At 42.4% G+C, this 15,170-nt stretch carries 15 protein-coding genes; 8 read left to right on the top strand and 7 right to left on the bottom strand.

Annotated elements, in window-relative coordinates; all coding sequences use genetic code 11:
- The first annotated feature begins 68 nt into the window (after positions 1–68).
- Positions 69–1,766 (top strand): ATP-binding protein, encoded by a 1,698-nt coding sequence (locus ACT3QQ_RS06200; protein ID WP_444527315.1) that lies wholly within the window; start codon positions 69–71, stop codon positions 1,764–1,766.
- A gap of 160 nt (positions 1,767–1,926) precedes the next feature.
- Complete coding sequence (locus ACT3QQ_RS06195; protein WP_444520659.1) at positions 1,927–2,106, top strand: hypothetical protein; 180 nt, start codon at positions 1,927–1,929, stop codon at positions 2,104–2,106.
- Between the two features lie 38 nt (positions 2,107–2,144).
- On the opposite strand, the gene ACT3QQ_RS06190 is transcribed toward ACT3QQ_RS06195, so the two are convergent.
- Complete coding sequence (locus ACT3QQ_RS06190; RefSeq protein WP_444527314.1) at positions 2,145–3,620, bottom strand: ATP-binding protein; 1,476 nt, start codon at positions 3,618–3,620, stop codon at positions 2,145–2,147.
- Between the two features lie 416 nt (positions 3,621–4,036).
- On the opposite strand from ACT3QQ_RS06190, the gene rpsP reads away from it, so the two are divergent.
- From rpsP to rplS, 4 genes are all read left to right on the top strand, one after another.
- Entirely contained in the window at positions 4,037–4,306 is a 270-nt protein-coding gene (gene rpsP, locus ACT3QQ_RS06185; protein WP_068038349.1) for a 30S ribosomal protein S16, read from the top strand.
- 129 nt (positions 4,307–4,435) lie between these two features.
- Positions 4,436–4,969, top strand: a complete 534-nt coding sequence (gene rimM, locus ACT3QQ_RS06180; RefSeq protein ID WP_444520657.1) for a ribosome maturation factor RimM — start codon at positions 4,436–4,438, stop codon at positions 4,967–4,969.
- A gap of 76 nt (positions 4,970–5,045) precedes the next feature.
- Positions 5,046–5,810: a tRNA (guanosine(37)-N1)-methyltransferase TrmD gene (trmD, locus tag ACT3QQ_RS06175; RefSeq protein WP_444527313.1), complete on the top strand. Its 765-nt coding sequence runs from the start codon at positions 5,046–5,048 to the stop codon at positions 5,808–5,810.
- Positions 5,811–6,015: 205 nt separating this feature from the next.
- Positions 6,016–6,435 carry a 50S ribosomal protein L19 gene (gene rplS, locus ACT3QQ_RS06170; RefSeq protein WP_444520655.1) on the top strand — a complete coding sequence of 140 codons (420 nt, stop codon included), beginning with the start codon at positions 6,016–6,018 and terminating at the stop codon, positions 6,433–6,435.
- Between the two features lie 225 nt (positions 6,436–6,660).
- Here the strand turns inward: rplS and ACT3QQ_RS06165 are convergent, their stop codons facing one another.
- Complete coding sequence (locus ACT3QQ_RS06165; protein WP_444527312.1) at positions 6,661–7,221, bottom strand: DUF4442 domain-containing protein; 561 nt, start codon at positions 7,219–7,221, stop codon at positions 6,661–6,663.
- A gap of 511 nt (positions 7,222–7,732) precedes the next feature.
- Between ACT3QQ_RS06165 and ACT3QQ_RS06160 the strand changes: the two genes are divergently transcribed.
- Entirely contained in the window at positions 7,733–9,256 is a 1,524-nt protein-coding gene (locus tag ACT3QQ_RS06160) for a DUF3360 family protein (protein WP_444522960.1), read from the top strand.
- Between the two features lie 154 nt (positions 9,257–9,410).
- The gene (gene uvrC / locus ACT3QQ_RS06155; protein WP_444527311.1) at positions 9,411–11,255 is read left to right on the top strand and encodes an excinuclease ABC subunit UvrC; all 1,845 of its coding nucleotides are present in this window, start codon (positions 9,411–9,413) and stop codon (positions 11,253–11,255) included.
- Between the two features lie 99 nt (positions 11,256–11,354).
- Here uvrC and ACT3QQ_RS06150 read toward each other — a convergent pair whose 3' ends face one another.
- The 5 genes from ACT3QQ_RS06150 to urtE form a co-directional block, all read right to left on the bottom strand.
- Positions 11,355–11,486 carry a hypothetical protein gene (locus ACT3QQ_RS06150; RefSeq protein ID WP_264298303.1) on the bottom strand — a complete coding sequence of 44 codons (132 nt, stop codon included), beginning with the start codon at positions 11,484–11,486 and terminating at the stop codon, positions 11,355–11,357.
- A gap of 243 nt (positions 11,487–11,729) precedes the next feature.
- Complete coding sequence (locus ACT3QQ_RS06145; protein WP_444527310.1) at positions 11,730–12,296, bottom strand: dihydrofolate reductase; 567 nt, start codon at positions 12,294–12,296, stop codon at positions 11,730–11,732.
- 64 nt (positions 12,297–12,360) lie between these two features.
- Positions 12,361–13,221: a thymidylate synthase gene (locus tag ACT3QQ_RS06140; RefSeq protein ID WP_444527309.1), complete on the bottom strand. Its 861-nt coding sequence runs from the start codon at positions 13,219–13,221 to the stop codon at positions 12,361–12,363.
- A gap of 45 nt (positions 13,222–13,266) precedes the next feature.
- Positions 13,267–14,151, bottom strand: a complete 885-nt coding sequence (gene lgt, locus ACT3QQ_RS06135) for a prolipoprotein diacylglyceryl transferase (protein WP_444522956.1) — start codon at positions 14,149–14,151, stop codon at positions 13,267–13,269.
- Between the two features lie 288 nt (positions 14,152–14,439).
- The gene (gene urtE, locus ACT3QQ_RS06130; RefSeq protein ID WP_444520647.1) at positions 14,440–15,138 is read right to left on the bottom strand and encodes an urea ABC transporter ATP-binding subunit UrtE; all 699 of its coding nucleotides are present in this window, start codon (positions 15,136–15,138) and stop codon (positions 14,440–14,442) included.
- Positions 15,139–15,170: the final 32 nt, after the last annotated feature.

The raw sequence follows: 15,170 nt of genomic DNA, 5'->3' as shown, positions 1-15,170 counted from the left end.
TTATATATCACTGTTTATGTATTAGATGATATTAGTAATCTCTACTTATTAAGTTGGTCACGGCACGTATGTCATTAGTCTCTTCTTTAAAACACAGTATTTTTGTTCGTATTTATGCTGGACTACTTATAGTCTGCTTATGTGTGGCGTTGTTTGCACAGTTATTGATGGACACCATCAATAAGGAGCGTGTGCAGTCCTATCGTGAAAGTATGGCAACGGGTGCTTTTCATTTGGTAAGTGAGGGAATCTCTCACCAGAATAGTGAAGAAGAACGTGAATACTGGTTATCAGATGCGAGTAGTTTGTTTGGTGCTACCTTTAAGGTGTTGCCGATCAATGAAGTAGACTTTAGTGCTAGTGAACTGCGCAGCTTCGAAAATGATAATACCGTTGTACGTTATGTTAGCCAACCTGTACATGCAGATGTTTATTATCGTTTGCCTGATAACGAAAGTGTTTTAACAGCGAGAATCTCACAGGTTACGGAGCAACAAGTACGAGCAATTGCGGTCTTTTTGTTAGATGATCTGTCTTATCATATGACGCTATCAGACAAGCGAGCACGTTTGGCTGAATTGGAGAAAAAGTTCTCTTTTCCTTTAGCTTTTGAAGCGGCAAATACACTTGAGTTAGATTCAGATCAAATGGCACGCTTACGCCGTGACGAAGTCGTCATATCGTTGCAAGATACTAACAGTAGTACGAGTAACTCTGCTATTAGGGTGGTAGTACCATCTGAAATCAATGATATGGCAATTTTGATTGGGCCCATACCTTTATTTAATTGGTTCCCGCTTAACTTAATTATCAGTATGATCCTTATCAGTATGTTCTTGATCAGCTTGGGTGTGTATGCGCTCATTTTCCCGCTCGAGCGTAAGCTACAATTGATTCAGGTAGGTGTGAATGAGGTTAGTCAAGGTAACCTTGATATTCAAGTGCAGGTAATAGGTCAAGATGAAATAGCGCGCTTGTCAGCGACGTTTAACGCCATGACTTCACACATCAAGCGTTTGATCGAATCACAACGAGAGCTTACTCGAGCAGTGTCGCATGAGCTTCGTACGCCAGTGGCTCGTATTCGATTTGCGGTAGATATGCTTGCTGATACGGATGATGAAGACTCACGATTTATGCAGCGTGACTATATTGATGAAGATATTGAGTCGCTGAATGGTTTGATCGATGAGATTTTGACCTATTCTAAATTAGAAGAAGGGTCGCCAAAGTTAGATTTAGAACCCGTAAATCTAAGAGAGCTATTAGAGCAAATCGAACGCGAAACCAATGCACTCGGCAAACCTATCAAAATAGTCGCCAATTTACCAAATGCAAAAGTAACAGCAGTGGCAGATAGGCGCTACTTACACCGTGTGATTCAGAACCTTGCAGGTAATGCGTTACGCTACGCAGAAACAACTATTATCATTAGTGCAGGCGTCAAGAAAGGCAATGCCTTCGTCAGTGTTGAAGACGATGGACATGGTATTCCTGAAGCAGATCGTGAAAAAGTATTTATTCCATTCTCGCGCTTAGATGATAGCCGTACACGCGCATCAGGTGGCTATGGTCTAGGCTTGTCTATTGTATCGCGTATTGCCTTTTGGTTTAATGGTAGTATGAAGGTGGATGAGAGTCGTGAGTTAGGCGGAGCAAGATTCGTGATGACATGGCCTATTAAGCCGTTGACACAAATTCTTGCTGCTGATGAATTAACGCAAGAAAAAAGCGAGCGCGACTTTGATACTAAGTTGTCAGATTAAATCATAAGAGTAAGCTATCGGTTCAAGTCGCAATGATGCACTATGTTATTAAAGAGGATAAGTGTCATTTTAATGCCTTAACACTATATACCTTTATAACTCGATAGCGCATTCGTCACTATTTTTAGGACAGTTGAACACTGTCATAGGAGAGCATAGGATGCCATATTTATTTGGTGGCTTGGTTGTATTGAATGCGATTACGCTAGGCTATTACTTATTCTTAAAACAGCCATCAACAACCCAAACGTTAAAAGCAGCTCAAGACGAGATTACTCAGCCACTAGCTTTCACGAACAGTGCCGAGTATATTCCGCCAATGATTGGTAGCAAAGATTAGTTTTTACGTGTTTACTTATTCAAATTGAAGTCTCATCATTATTTTGACTCCGGCGCTGTGCAGTCTACTTCAGACATTTCCTCTACGTCAGCAGCTAATGTGGTATCTCCAGCCACTTTAGAGAGTAGGGGAATACGTATGCATACTTGTAGCCCACCTTCAGGGTGGTTAATCGCTTCAACAGTACCGTGATGTAATCGTGCAATACGATCCACAATAGCAAGGCCCAATCCACTACCTTGAGTAGTTCGTGCAGTCTCGCCACGTTCAAACGGTTGCATGATCCGTTCTAATTGATCGTCAGCGACACCATCACCGCAATCTCGCACACAAATCACTAATTGTTCTTGTGCTTCTTTATTCACCACATTTTCACTGACCACATCCGTATCTTCGTCCTCAACAGTTTCTATAAATGTCGGTACAACTGTTGCCGAGAGATAAATAGGTGGCTTGCCATAACGATTGGCATTATTGACTAAGTTAATGATCATACGTTTGATGGATAACGGACGTACAGGAACGACCTTGTCGCATTCTGATTCATATACAAACTTCATTGGGGCAAACTGCACCATGATTTCGTTAAATATGGTGTCTAAATTGGTCAGACTGACTGGCTCATCAGAACCGTCTTTCATAAATGAGATGAATTGCTCCAAAATAGCATCCATGTCTTCAATATCGTAAATCAGCCCTTCACGAAAAAAATCATCTGGTAGCATTTCTGCCGTCAAGCGCATACGCGTTAACGGTGTCCGCAAATCGTGTGAGATACCGGCGAGCATGATTGTTCGCTCTTTCTGCGCTTGATTCAATGTCGTAAACAGACGGTTAAACGCCATATTAACCTGACGTATTTCTGTAGGGCCTTTCTGAGTGGGTAGCGTAGTTGCATGGCCGAGACGAATATAATTAGTAGCTGCTCGCTGTAGGTAGCGTAAAGGGCGATTTAATTGACGTGCCAATAAAATAATTGTTAGCAGCGATAGGATAGGCAGTCCAATCAAGAATAGAACCAGTAATGTCGGGCTATACTGTGAATAATAGACCACAGGTTCGCGCATCCAAAAGCTGTTATCACGGCTATCTTGTACCCATAGCTGAGGCGTTGGCTTAAATTTAAAATAGACCTCTACAGGTCGACCAAGCTGTGCACCGATTTCACGTTGTAATACGTCAGTAAAAAAGCTTACGAATGGCTTATCAGCAACTTCCGGAAAGTCGCTAGGGTTGTTTACTACGACGACATGAGAGTGCTGGTAAACCCATTGGCGTACTTCGGGGCGATCTTGCCAATCTTTATTGACGCTATTGATCAGTTGTAACTCACTTGTCAGATAACGAGCATGATTTTTTAGTTCTGGCAAATAAAGACTGCGCCAAAAAAATAAAATCGATAGGCTTACACTGATAAGTACGATGAAGGCAACCATCAAGGTCGTTAGCCAAGTGTTGGAATAAGAGCGTGGCAGCCAACCTTTGCGACGTGGCTTTGAGCTTGGAGAGATCATATGTGTCCAACAGAGTAAAATAAAAGTTATTGTGATATAGCTTGTGTTTCTCTAAATATAGTTGTCTTAAGGCTAGTATGAGCATTAACTTAAAGCGGCATATCATAGAATAGCATAACCAATAAATAGTACTGATACAGTATGCAATCAATGATTGAGCTACATAACTATTAGAGTGGCTATAAAGTTAAGCTTTGGATTCAGTATATTTAGCCACTGTAGTTTCTTCAGAGAGATTCATAGAAACTAAAGAAAAACTCTAAAAATGAGCAACTATCATCGGTTATGTTTTACTCAGCTCGACATTTAAGCTATTGTTAATAAATAATTAAATATGCACAGTTTATGTTTTCAACAAATAAAGACTGTGGTATAATTATGCCCTTTTTGGTATACCTGCGAAAGAGAGAATTCACATGGTTGTTATTCGTTTAGCACGGGGCGGTGCCAAGAAACGCCCATTTTATCAAGTAGTTGTTGCTGATCAACGCCGCGCGCGTGACGGTCGCTATATTGAAAACATCGGCTTTTTTAACCCACTCGCTAAAGAGTCTGAAGAAGCAGTACGCCTAAACATGGAAGCGTACAATGCGTGGATCGCAAAAGGTGCACAACCTTCAGATCGCGTTGCTTCATTAGTAAAAGCTTACAACAAGTCTGCAGCTCAAACTGAAGCAACTGCTTAAGTTTTTGTTGTTATAGATTTTAGAATACATAGCGTAACTGGTCTGACCAGGGTGCGCCATTAACTGTTTATCGCTTTTAACGCAATTGTTTTTGCAATTGCTGTTTTAACCATTGTTAGGTTAGCTGCTATGTCATCCACTCCAAACGCTAGTGCCCTTATGAAAATTGGTCAGCTTAAGAAGCCTTATGGCATCAAGGGCTGGCTTTGGGTATTTAGTGATACGGATGACCGTACAGCAATATTCGACATGAAGCCGTGGTGGATGAAAACTGCCACTGGCATGAAACCTTTGACTGTGAAAGCTTGGCGTGAGCAAGGAACAGGAATTGTAGCTCAGTTTGAGCAAATTCCTGATCGTAATGTTGCTGAGACCATGAACGGTGTTACCGTTTGGGTCGAACAAAACGTCCTACCTGAAACAGCTGAAGATGAATATTATTGGTCGGATTTGGTCAGTCTGCGCGTGATGAACGAGCAGGATGAGTATCTAGGTAATATCACTGAAATGTTTGAAACCGGTGCCCATGACATCATGCGTGTAACGGCAAATTCAGACAGTTTAGACAATGAAGAACGCCTGATTCCATGGCATAAGCAAACTGTAGTAGAGGTCGATATGACTGAAAAAACAGTACTTGTGGCATGGCCAAGTGACTATTAATATCGATTTTAGCTTTTAGCTAGAGTCCCTTGATATTCACACCGATTGTTTTAGCCTTAACGCAAGTAGACATCAGATGTATTTTGCCGTAATTAGTATTTTTCCTGAGATGTTTGCCACGATTCGTGAGTTTGGAATCACGGGCCGGGCAGTGACTCAAGAGCAAGTTACGATTGAATGCATTAATCCACGTGATTATACCACCGACAACTATCGCCGTATTGATGAGCGCCCTTATGGGGGCGGTCCTGGAATGGTGATGATGGCTGAGCCATTATCGAAAGCCATTGAGGATGCACGGTTGCGTGCCAGTCAATATGGTTGCCGTATTGATAGTGAGCACTGTCCAGTGATTTATATGTCACCACAAGGACAGACGCTTAGTGAAAGTAGCGTCGTTAATATGACTGATTACGATGGCATGATTTTATTATGTGGTCGTTATGAAGGTATCGATGAGCGTTTACTTTCACAATATGTTGATAGGGAAATATCGCTGGGTGATTATGTGTTGACTGGTGGCGAGTTGCCAGCAATGGTGCTGATGGATAGTGTGATACGTCGTCTGCCTGATATCATGGGTGATGACAAGTCAGCAGAGCAAGACTCTTTTGTCGATGGCTTGCTTGACTGTCCACATTATACTAAGCCGCATGAGTTTGCAGGCATGGCAGTTCCTGAGGTATTGCTATCAGGGCATCATGCCAATATCGCCAAGTGGCGTTTTGCTCAACAAGTCAGTCGTACGCAAACGCGTCGTCCAGATTTATGGCAAGCGTTTACCCCAACGGCAGAACAAACGAAGTGGCTAAAAGCACTGGCAAAAGCAGATAAAAAGTAGATTTTTGAAATCTGGTTTTATCGTTAGTAAGCTGGGTAAACAGTTAAGAAATAAAATTTTGAGCAATAATAAAACGAGTCATAGCATAATGGCCGTTGGTTATAACCCATTTACGTTGTGTCTCACTATAAAGAGATGCGATTAATTATTACAAACAGGTGATATGCGTCAAGCCTCTATTATCTAATGTGAGGAGATAACTCTCATGAGCAACAAGCATCCATTGGTTCAGGTCATCGAAAACGCTCAATTGCTTGAGCGCCCAAACTTTGCACCCGGCGATACCGTTGTGGTACAAGTAAAAGTACGTGAAGGTGAGCGTGAGCGTTTACAGGCTTTTGAAGGCGTTGTAATTGCTAAGCGTAACCGCGGTCTAAACTCAGCGTTTACCGTACGTAAAATCTCAAGCGGCGTTGGCGTTGAGCGTGCATTCCAATTGCATTCACCAATCATCGATAGCATCGAAGTGAAACGTCGTGGTGCTGTTCGCCGTGCGAAACTGTACTACTTACGTGAGCGTTCTGGTAAATCAGCACGTATCCGCGAAAAACTTGCGCCACGTCCAGCTAAGAAAAAGACTGACGCTGGCGTACCTGATGCAGTTGATACTGCACCTGGTATCTAAGCACAAGTTTGCCGCTTTGGGCTAATTCTATAATTTTAGGGTTAGTCCAAGACAAGGTAATAGTAGATACAAGCCCTTATTCATAGGTTTATTTATAAATAAGCGGGCCATACCAAAAAAGACGAAACCCCAATCTATGCGAAAGCTAGATTGGGGTTTTTGTATATAGAACTTCAATAAATTTAAGTCTTAATAACTTCTCTATCATCATTTAAAAGACAAGTTTTATTTAGCGGTAGGTGTATCGATACGGCTTACTTGCTCTTTAGACTTACTGTATTTGCGTAGTCTGATGTATAACGTTTTGGTAATAGTGGCAATTAGCTTTTGCTGTTCATCAACGATGTCGACTTTATACTCACGAAAAACGGCTTCACCTTCTTTTGCTAGCTCTTGAATAGCAATAATTTCAGAACTAGGTATTTTCATGCGAGCAGTGACTTTGCTATTACCAGGCGCAACAAAATCGATATGTGAGCTTTTGTCCCAAACCACATAGTTGCTACCCAATTGATGCATCAGTATGAGCATATAAAAAGGGTCAACCATTGAATATAAGCTCCCACCGAATTGAGTGCCGACGATATTTTTATTCAGCGTGTTTAGTCCCATGCTTACCACACACAAACCTTGATCGAGACTGAGATGTTCGATTTTAATACCTGCGCCAATATATGGTGCATAGGTATTAAGGCGTAGCCTCAATAAATGCGGTGTCAGCAATGGCATAATGCTTTGCTTTGCCCGACGTTTTAAAGTCTCAAGATTGGTAGGTAATACACTCATAAACTTGTCCTGTTGCCTTTTCTCAATTTTTTGGTGTTATCAATAATGTGGTTTTGATTGGTGTTACTTAGAAATAAACCAATAAAAAGTATTTATCATAATTAAAAAGTATTCAGCCTGCTAGCGCTAAAGCGTAACTGAATTGACATATTTATAGTTACTTATAGATAGCAGTCGCTATTTATTATAATTATCTTTGCTATTCAATTATTTGATAAAAAATTGTCTAGATGTAAATTATTATCAATAAAATAGTCATTTATTTTAATATAAAGCCTATATTGAAAGTTTTTTTCCTAATGGTTTTCTATTAAAGTAAATTTCATCTTAAATGAAAACTTTAATTTATATATTGGGATGAGGTACATAGTATCTTTAAGTGGTTTTAGGTTCGCATTTCATCAAGTCATGACATACAATAGTTCGCAGTTTGTAATAGGCGCTTTGGTCTATGACATTAGATCAGAACGTGTATAGTCAATCAAAGATGTAATCGACACAAGGAAATGTGATGAGTAATCCTCAGACCCCCTCTTCAGGGTCTAATCCGCCGACCTCGAATAAAAACCACGACAGTCAACTACAAGGTAGTTATGTAGATTTACATAAGCCGAGTTCTAGTTTCGACAGCCGTGATACTTATTTAAACCATGAATTACAAATCATGCAGCCGAAACGCTGGCGTCCTAATTTACCATTTCGTGATTACCGTTTTGAGTTCGAAGATACTATCCCAGCGATGGCTGCAACCATTGGTAAAGTTGTTATGGTGGGCGCCATTGCAGCAACCTTTGCAGGTCCACTTGGTTTGGGCGACGCGTTTGTTTTAGAAAACGTACGCTACGAGTTATTGATCGTCTCCTTTTTTATTATTTTATTTTCAGGTTTTTTACTACCGACTGCCAACCTTGCCGGTACGCATGGTCCGCTCATTCCTTTGATTCCTATTGTAGTGGCAGCTGGTGGGCACCCGATGGCCTTTGGTTTGCTTATCGGTGCTTTTGGTTTGCTCCTCGCGATCAGTAAAGGGGGGAGCTTGCTGGCCAACTTGACCAGTAAAGGTGTGTGCGGTGGTCTCTTGATTTACTTGGGCTTTATTGGCACCACTGCACAGGTTAAAAATCTCTTTGCTTGGGCAGAAGGGATTGGTATGTCGCATATCGCTTTCTTTATTATTTTGGCGACTATCCTGTTATATGCACTGCTTGAACATTGGCAAAAACGCTGGCTAGCTGTACCGTTGAGCTGTGTGTTAGGTGGTGGTCTTGCCTTCGCATTGGGCGCTCCTTTCGAGTTTAAAACGGCACCAGGTCTACCAAACATGAACCCAATGTATTGGTGGGGTGAAAACACAGGTTGGATGCTAGGTCTGCCTACGATAGAAAGTTTCATTGTGGTCCTGCCGTTTGCTATTCTGGCTGTGGCAATGTGGTCGCCAGATTTCTTAGGTCATCAGGTATTCCAAAAAATCAGCTACCCTAAACGTACTGAAAAAGTATTAATGGATATCGATGATACGATGACCAGCGCTTCAATTCGTCAGGTGGCGGGTTCTGTATTGGGCGGTGCTAACTTTGCGTCATCGTGGGGTACTTACATTGTCCCAGCAGCAATTGCTAAACGTCCGATCCCTGCCGGTGCTTTATTAACGGCATTGTTTTGTATTATTGCTGGTGTTTGGGGTTATCCGATGGATTTGGCCATTTGGCAACCAGTGATGTGTGTGGCCTTGATCGTTGGGGTATTTATTCCATTACTGGAAGCTGGTATGGAGATGACGCGTGAAGGTAAAACCACGCAGTCTGCTGCTATCGTGGTATTTGCTTCAGCATTGGTTAACCCAGCCTTTGGTTGGTCACTCACGTTGTTGCTCGATAACTTAGGCTTGATCGGTTCTAAAGAGCGTAGTGCCAATTTGACTAAGATGAGCCGCTGGATCATACCAGGCATTATGTTTGTGGTACTAACAGGCGTTATGGCTATTGTTGGTATGCTACCAGGTATCCCAGCATTGATGGCGAACTTCCGTCATTGATAGCATGTTGCTGAACAAACGATAATAGAACAAACTAAGCCAGCGAAAGCTGGCTTTTTTGTGGGTAGCGCTGCGGTAATAATTGGCTTGTAAAACAATGACTACCGCCCCATAACTAGCAGTATTACTAAGGTTTTTAAGAGCAATAAATTCTATGGTTAATGTCTCAGAATCGAGTCCTGTCGATGATAAAAAAGCCCGTCTTAAGCATTTGATTAAGCGTCTGCCTAACTTGCCAGGGGTATATAAAATGCTGGGCAAAAATGGCGATATATTATACGTTGGCAAAGCTAAGTCGCTTAAAAGCCGAGTGAATAGCTATTTCGCCAAAACAATCGATCATCCAAAGACGCGAGCATTGGTTGCGCGGATTCATGATATAGAGACTATCATCACGCGTAGTGAGACCGAGGCGCTGTTGCTTGAACAGAACCTAATCAAAGAGCATCGTCCACCTTACAACGTGCTTCTGCGAGATGATAAATCGTATCTTTATGTGTTTATCTCAGCCGATAAGCCTTATCCTCGCCTGGCTTACGGTCGCGGCAAAGGCAATCACCAAAAAGGTCGGTTCTTTGGCCCGTTTCCCTCTGCTCATGCGGCAAAAGAAACGCTAGTATTGATGCAAAAAATGTTTCAAATGCGGCAGTGTACCAACACTTTTTTTAAGCAGCGTCAGCGTCCTTGTCTTGAGTATCAGATCAAACGTTGCCGTGCACCCTGTGTGGGTTTGGTTTCGCCCGAGGAATATGCAGAAGATGTGAATAATACCATTCGTTTTTTAAAGGGCGATTCTAGCGATATTCATAGTACGCTGATTGAAAAGATGGAAGGTGCTGCTGAAGCATTAGATTTTGAAAAGGCAGTATTTTATCGCGACCAGCTATCAATGCTACGCGAAGTACAAGCAAGGCAAGCGGTCTATACCGTACAAGGTGAGGCAGATGTGATTGCCATTGCTAGTCAGGCTGGCATGACTTGTGTCAACGTACTGACTGTACGTGGCGGTCGAGTATTGGGTGGTAAAAATTATTTCCCTGATGTTGATAGTAGTGAGTTGTTAGCAGACAATCTATCAGCTTTTATTACCTCCTTTTACTTCCAAGTGACTGACGATTTGCCTGCCGAAATAATATTGAGCCATCAGATACCAGATCAGGTAGCAGTAAGTGAAGCATTGGCAACGCATTTTGGTAATAAAGTAGCCATTAAGACCAATGTGCGCGAGCATCGTTCAGAATGGTTGGACTTAGCAACACTCAATACCAGTAATGCACTAAAAACTAAGCTTGGCGATTATCTAGAGTTACATGCACGCTTTGGCGCACTAAAAGATGTACTAGCGACTGTCACAGATCGAACGATTGATCGCATCGAATGTTTTGATATTTCACATACGATGGGTGAAGCGACCATCGGTAGTTGCGTGGTATTCGACCAAGGTGGCTCGCGTCGTCGAGACTATCGTCAGTACGCTATCCATGACATCCAAGGCGGGGATGATTATGCAGCGATGAAGCAAGTACTGACCAGACGTTATAAGAAGCAGCCGTTGCCAGATTTATTGCTGATTGATGGTGGTAAAGGTCAGCTTGGTATTGCCAAAGAAGTATTAACGGAGTTGGGGATTTTGGGTGATACCTTGCTCATTAGTGTGGCAAAAGGAGAAGGGCGTAAAGCTGGGTTAGAGGTATTACACTTTATAGATCATGAACCTTTAGATTTGCCAATGGATAGCAAGGCGCTGCATTTACTGATGCATATTCGTGATGAAGCGCATCGTTTTGCGATTACGGCACACCGTAAGAAACGTGATAAACGCCGTTCATCGTCGGTACTAGAGGTGATACCTGGGCTGGGTGAGAAACGTCGTCGTGATTTGCTCAATCACTTTGGCGGTATGCAGCAATTGCTTGGGGCATCCCAACAAGAGCTATCAGGCGTACAAGGTATTGGTCCTGTGCTCGCAAAAACAGTTTATAAGGTATTGCACGAGTAAATAGATATAGCTCAGTGGTGCATATAAAAAACGACAACAGAATTAAATCTGTTGTCGTTTTAACGTTAATAATTTTTAGCAGATTGAACTTTCTAATCGCTAAAAATCAAAACTTAACTGCTGGTTTGGATAACTGCGGCAGTGCTCGCAAACGCGTTCCCAACGATTAAATCGATAGCGTAAATACCAACGGACGTGCACAGCTTTAGGATAACCGCATTGAATGGTCATTATGACCTCCATAGTTATGATGAGAATTTCACAACAATAGAGACGTAGACGTTGATTAGCATTTGCTATAAAATATATAAACCCTACCAAGGTAAATAAACTTTATGCTTCAGCTAGCAATGGAGTCTAGCTCCATAGTTGCCTTATCTAAAAGTTTTTTGAGCTCAGCAATTAATTTTGCTGAGCTTTTTTAATGTTGCATATCTGGCTTCTCCTTTTAAGTTAAATAAAGACTAAACGATGTTAGGGTTCTACTTTGTAAGTGGTAAATTTAAAGCTTAAATCACTTTTTTCGTCGTGCATTTGATCAGATTCGTCTGCTACTTTAAATCGCTCTGGTAGCTCAGGGTAAAATGCATCACCGTCAACGATGTCAGTATCTACATGAGTCAGCTCAATACGGTCCGTATACATCAACGCATCGCTAAATACTCGCTCACCACCAATCACCCATATCGTATCGAGATGTGCGCCATGAGCAAGGCTAGCCGCTTGTGTCAGTGCATCGTCTAGGTTGTGTACTACATAAGCATTGCTGCTATCTGCGAGACCTTTTGTCTCAGCATAATCCATTTGTGTCGTGACAATGAAGCTCACACGCTTTGGTAATGGCTTGCTACCCATCGACTCAAATGTCTTGCGACCCATAATCACGATGCCTTGTACACCGTCATCATTTTCTTTGGTCGTCATCTTTTTGAAGTGCTGCAAATCTGCTGAGATATGCCACGGTAGCTCGTTATTTTTACCGATACAGCGGTTGCTACTGATGGCTGCGATTTGGGCAACTTCGGTGTGGGCATAACTCATAATCTGTCCTTTTTATTCGCTTTTAACGTTTTAATCTTGTGTAAAGTAGTCAATCAGACAAATACTATACCGCAACTTTCGCTTTAATAGCAGGGTGTGATTCGTAACCTTCAACGCTAACGTCTTCATAGGTGAAGGCAAAAATATCATCAATATCAGGGTTGAGCGTCAAGGTTGGTAGTGTATATAGTGAGCGAGTCAACTGTAGCTCAACTTGCTCACGGTGGTTTTGATAAATATGACAATCACCACCGGTCCAAATAAACTCCCCAACGTCTAGACCACAAATTTGCGCGACCATGTGGGTTAGCAGCGCATAGCTGGCAATATTAAATGGCACGCCTAAAAATAAATCTGCTGAACGCTGATAGAGCTGGCATGACAGCTTATTGTCTGCAACAAAGAATTGAAACATGGTATGACAAGGCGGTAAGGCAACTTGGTCCGCTTCGCCAGGATTCCAACCAGACACGATCAGACGGCGTGAATTAGGGTTGGTCTTTATTTGTTCGATGACTTGAGTGATTTGATCAACACCATCAGCATTGTAATTACCAGCATTGTCTTTAGTTGCGCCATAATTACGCCATTGATGACCATAGACAGGTCCCAAGTCACCAGCAGGACGGTTGAAGCGTGCCGTTTGCTCTGCAGTAGCCCATTCATTCCAAATGCGTACGCCATTAGCTTGCAGATAATCGACGTGAGTACTACCACTCAAAAACCAAAATAGCTCATAAGCAATGGATTTAAAGTGGACTTTTTTGGTGGTTAATAATGGAAACCCTGATGCTAAGTCAAAACGTAGCTGTGCGCCAAAGTGACTGAGCGTACCAGTGCCAGTACGATCGCCTTTTTCAGTGCCTGTGGTCAAAACGTGTTTGAGTAAGTCTAAATAGCCTTGCTCATTATTGCTGTTAATCATAAAAATGCTCGTCGGTATTGTTTAATATACTGTTTGATATATGGCTTAATAAGCAGCCTGTTTACCCCAGTCATAGATGCCGCGTTTGTAAGCATATATCAGTAGGATAAAGCCAATAATTATCATCGGCGCACTTAGCATTTGCCCTTTGGTCACCCAGCCTAGCAAAATAAATCCTTGGTCAACATCTGGCTGACGGAAGAACTCGATGATGAAACGGCTAACGCCATAACCCAACATAAACACACCTGTTGCTGCCATACGAGGGCGTGGTTTTGAGGAATACCACCATAAAAATAAGAACAGCAATAAACCTTCAGCAAGTGCTTCATACAATTGTGAAGGATGACGAGGCAACAGATACTGTCCATTAACTTCAGTCATTAGCTCTTGCAGCTCAGGATTGGCTTGCAATTGCTGCATGTCAGCCGCCGCCGCTTGCGGGAAGTAGGTCAGCCAATTATAGCCACCGTCAGAGACACGGCCCCACAGCTCAGCATTTATGTAGTTGCCGATACGTCCGAACAATAGGCCAGTTGGTACGCATGGCACGACAAAATCCAACACTTGAAAAGGTGTCTTTTTATACTTACGAGCAAAATATAGCATGCCGAGCATGACACCAATCAAGCCACCATGGAATGACATGCCGCCTTCCCAGACTTTGAAAAGATAGGCAGGGTTTTGTAGCAATTCACCGAATTGATAAAATAAGACGTAGCCAACACGGCCACCTAAAATGACGCCAAGCGCACCAAAGAAGACCAAGTCGGATACCATGTCGGTATTCCAGTTATCGCGTTTGGTGCTGCGATACCAAGCTAAGCCATAAGCGGCAGCAAATGCCAGTAAATACATCAGCCCATACCAATGGACTTCGACAGGTCCAATGGCTAATGCTACGGGATCGTACTGAGGATGAATCATCATAAGGGCATCATAATATTGATATTAAAGTGCTGACTATAATAGCAAAATTCATTCGTTGAGCATATACAATTGGATGATACAAATGAGTTGGTATGGACAAATTGAGTTTCTGATACAGTGAGGAATATATAGGGTAGGAAGCAAGTAAGGTAACGAATGAAATAGGACAAATAAGTATGATTGTAAAAAGGTTTTATAACGAGATATAGAGCGTTGTCTCTTTCTTATTATCATTTTTAAAATAAAGACACGCTCTAATCACTACAAGGCCGTTATGAGCAAATATCACTAAATGGCGACCAGATCCTGTACTTTGTTTTCGACCATTGTGTCGCCTGCGCCTTGTGACACTACCTTGCCACGTGATAGCACGGTGTAATTGTCAGCCAGCTCTTCTGCAAACTCATAAAACTGCTCAACCAGTACAATTGCCATGTCACCTTTGTCAGCTAAGTCTCGTAGCACTCGGCCAATATCTTTAATGATAGATGGCTGGATGCCTTCAGTGGGCTCATCCAAAATCAGCACCGTTGGCTCAGATGCTAGGGCGCGCGCGATGGCCAGTTGCTGCTGCTGACCGCCCGATAGGTCACCACCGCGGCGATGTTTCATCTCATCGAGTACCGGAAAAATATCATACAAATGCTTAGGTACTTGTTTTGACTTGCTACGTGAAAATTTTGCCATGCCGATTAAGATATTTTCTTCTACCGTCAGTGTCGAAAAAATATCGCGACCTTGTGGCACATAAGCCAAACCTGAGCGGACGCGCTGCTCTGGCGACATTTTACTGATGTCTTTGTCATTGAGCAAAATTTGCCCTGATTTGATGGGTAGGATGCCCATTAGGCATTTAAGTAGGGTGGTTTTGCCCACACCATTACGTCCAAGTACCACACTGCATTCGCCGATGGGTGCTGTAAGTGAGACGTCTCGCAAAATATGACTGCCGCCGTAATATTGATTGATATTGTTAACTTGCAACATGGCTGTCTCCTAAACGCTCAATTTTTCTAATG

Origin of the sequence: Psychrobacter sp. AOP7-A1-24 (assembly GCF_052376235.1) — a bacterium.
GTDB lineage: Bacteria > Pseudomonadota > Gammaproteobacteria > Pseudomonadales > Moraxellaceae > Psychrobacter.
The sequence above is the reverse complement of the archived record's forward strand: the minus strand, read 5'-3'. Positions and strand labels throughout refer to the sequence as shown.

What these genes read in the sequence shown, in the direction of transcription:
- uvrC (WP_444527311.1), top strand. Translation starts at nt 9,411, where the DNA reads ATGGTTAATGTCTCAGAATCGAGTCCTGTCGATGATAAAAAAGCCCGT.
- trmD (WP_444527313.1), top strand. Translation starts at nt 5,046, where the DNA reads ATGTATTTTGCCGTAATTAGTATTTTTCCTGAGATGTTTGCCACGATT.
- rpsP (WP_068038349.1), top strand. Translation starts at nt 4,037, where the DNA reads ATGGTTGTTATTCGTTTAGCACGGGGCGGTGCCAAGAAACGCCCATTT.
- ACT3QQ_RS06200 (WP_444527315.1), top strand. Translation starts at nt 69, where the DNA reads ATGTCATTAGTCTCTTCTTTAAAACACAGTATTTTTGTTCGTATTTAT.
- ACT3QQ_RS06145 (WP_444527310.1), bottom strand. Translation starts at nt 12,296, where the DNA reads ATGAGTTATGCCCACACCGAAGTTGCCCAAATCGCAGCCATCAGTAGC.
- ACT3QQ_RS06190 (WP_444527314.1), bottom strand. Translation starts at nt 3,620, where the DNA reads ATGATCTCTCCAAGCTCAAAGCCACGTCGCAAAGGTTGGCTGCCACGC.
- ACT3QQ_RS06165 (WP_444527312.1), bottom strand. Translation starts at nt 7,221, where the DNA reads ATGAGTGTATTACCTACCAATCTTGAGACTTTAAAACGTCGGGCAAAG.
- rplS (WP_444520655.1), top strand. Translation starts at nt 6,016, where the DNA reads ATGAGCAACAAGCATCCATTGGTTCAGGTCATCGAAAACGCTCAATTG.
- ACT3QQ_RS06160 (WP_444522960.1), top strand. Translation starts at nt 7,733, where the DNA reads ATGAGTAATCCTCAGACCCCCTCTTCAGGGTCTAATCCGCCGACCTCG.
- ACT3QQ_RS06195 (WP_444520659.1), top strand. Translation starts at nt 1,927, where the DNA reads ATGCCATATTTATTTGGTGGCTTGGTTGTATTGAATGCGATTACGCTA.
- ACT3QQ_RS06140 (WP_444527309.1), bottom strand. Translation starts at nt 13,221, where the DNA reads ATGATTAACAGCAATAATGAGCAAGGCTATTTAGACTTACTCAAACAC.
- rimM (WP_444520657.1), top strand. Translation starts at nt 4,436, where the DNA reads ATGTCATCCACTCCAAACGCTAGTGCCCTTATGAAAATTGGTCAGCTT.
- ACT3QQ_RS06150 (WP_264298303.1), bottom strand. Translation starts at nt 11,486, where the DNA reads ATGACCATTCAATGCGGTTATCCTAAAGCTGTGCACGTCCGTTGGTAT.
- urtE (WP_444520647.1), bottom strand. Translation starts at nt 15,138, where the DNA reads ATGTTGCAAGTTAACAATATCAATCAATATTACGGCGGCAGTCATATT.
- lgt (WP_444522956.1), bottom strand. Translation starts at nt 14,151, where the DNA reads ATGATGATTCATCCTCAGTACGATCCCGTAGCATTAGCCATTGGACCT.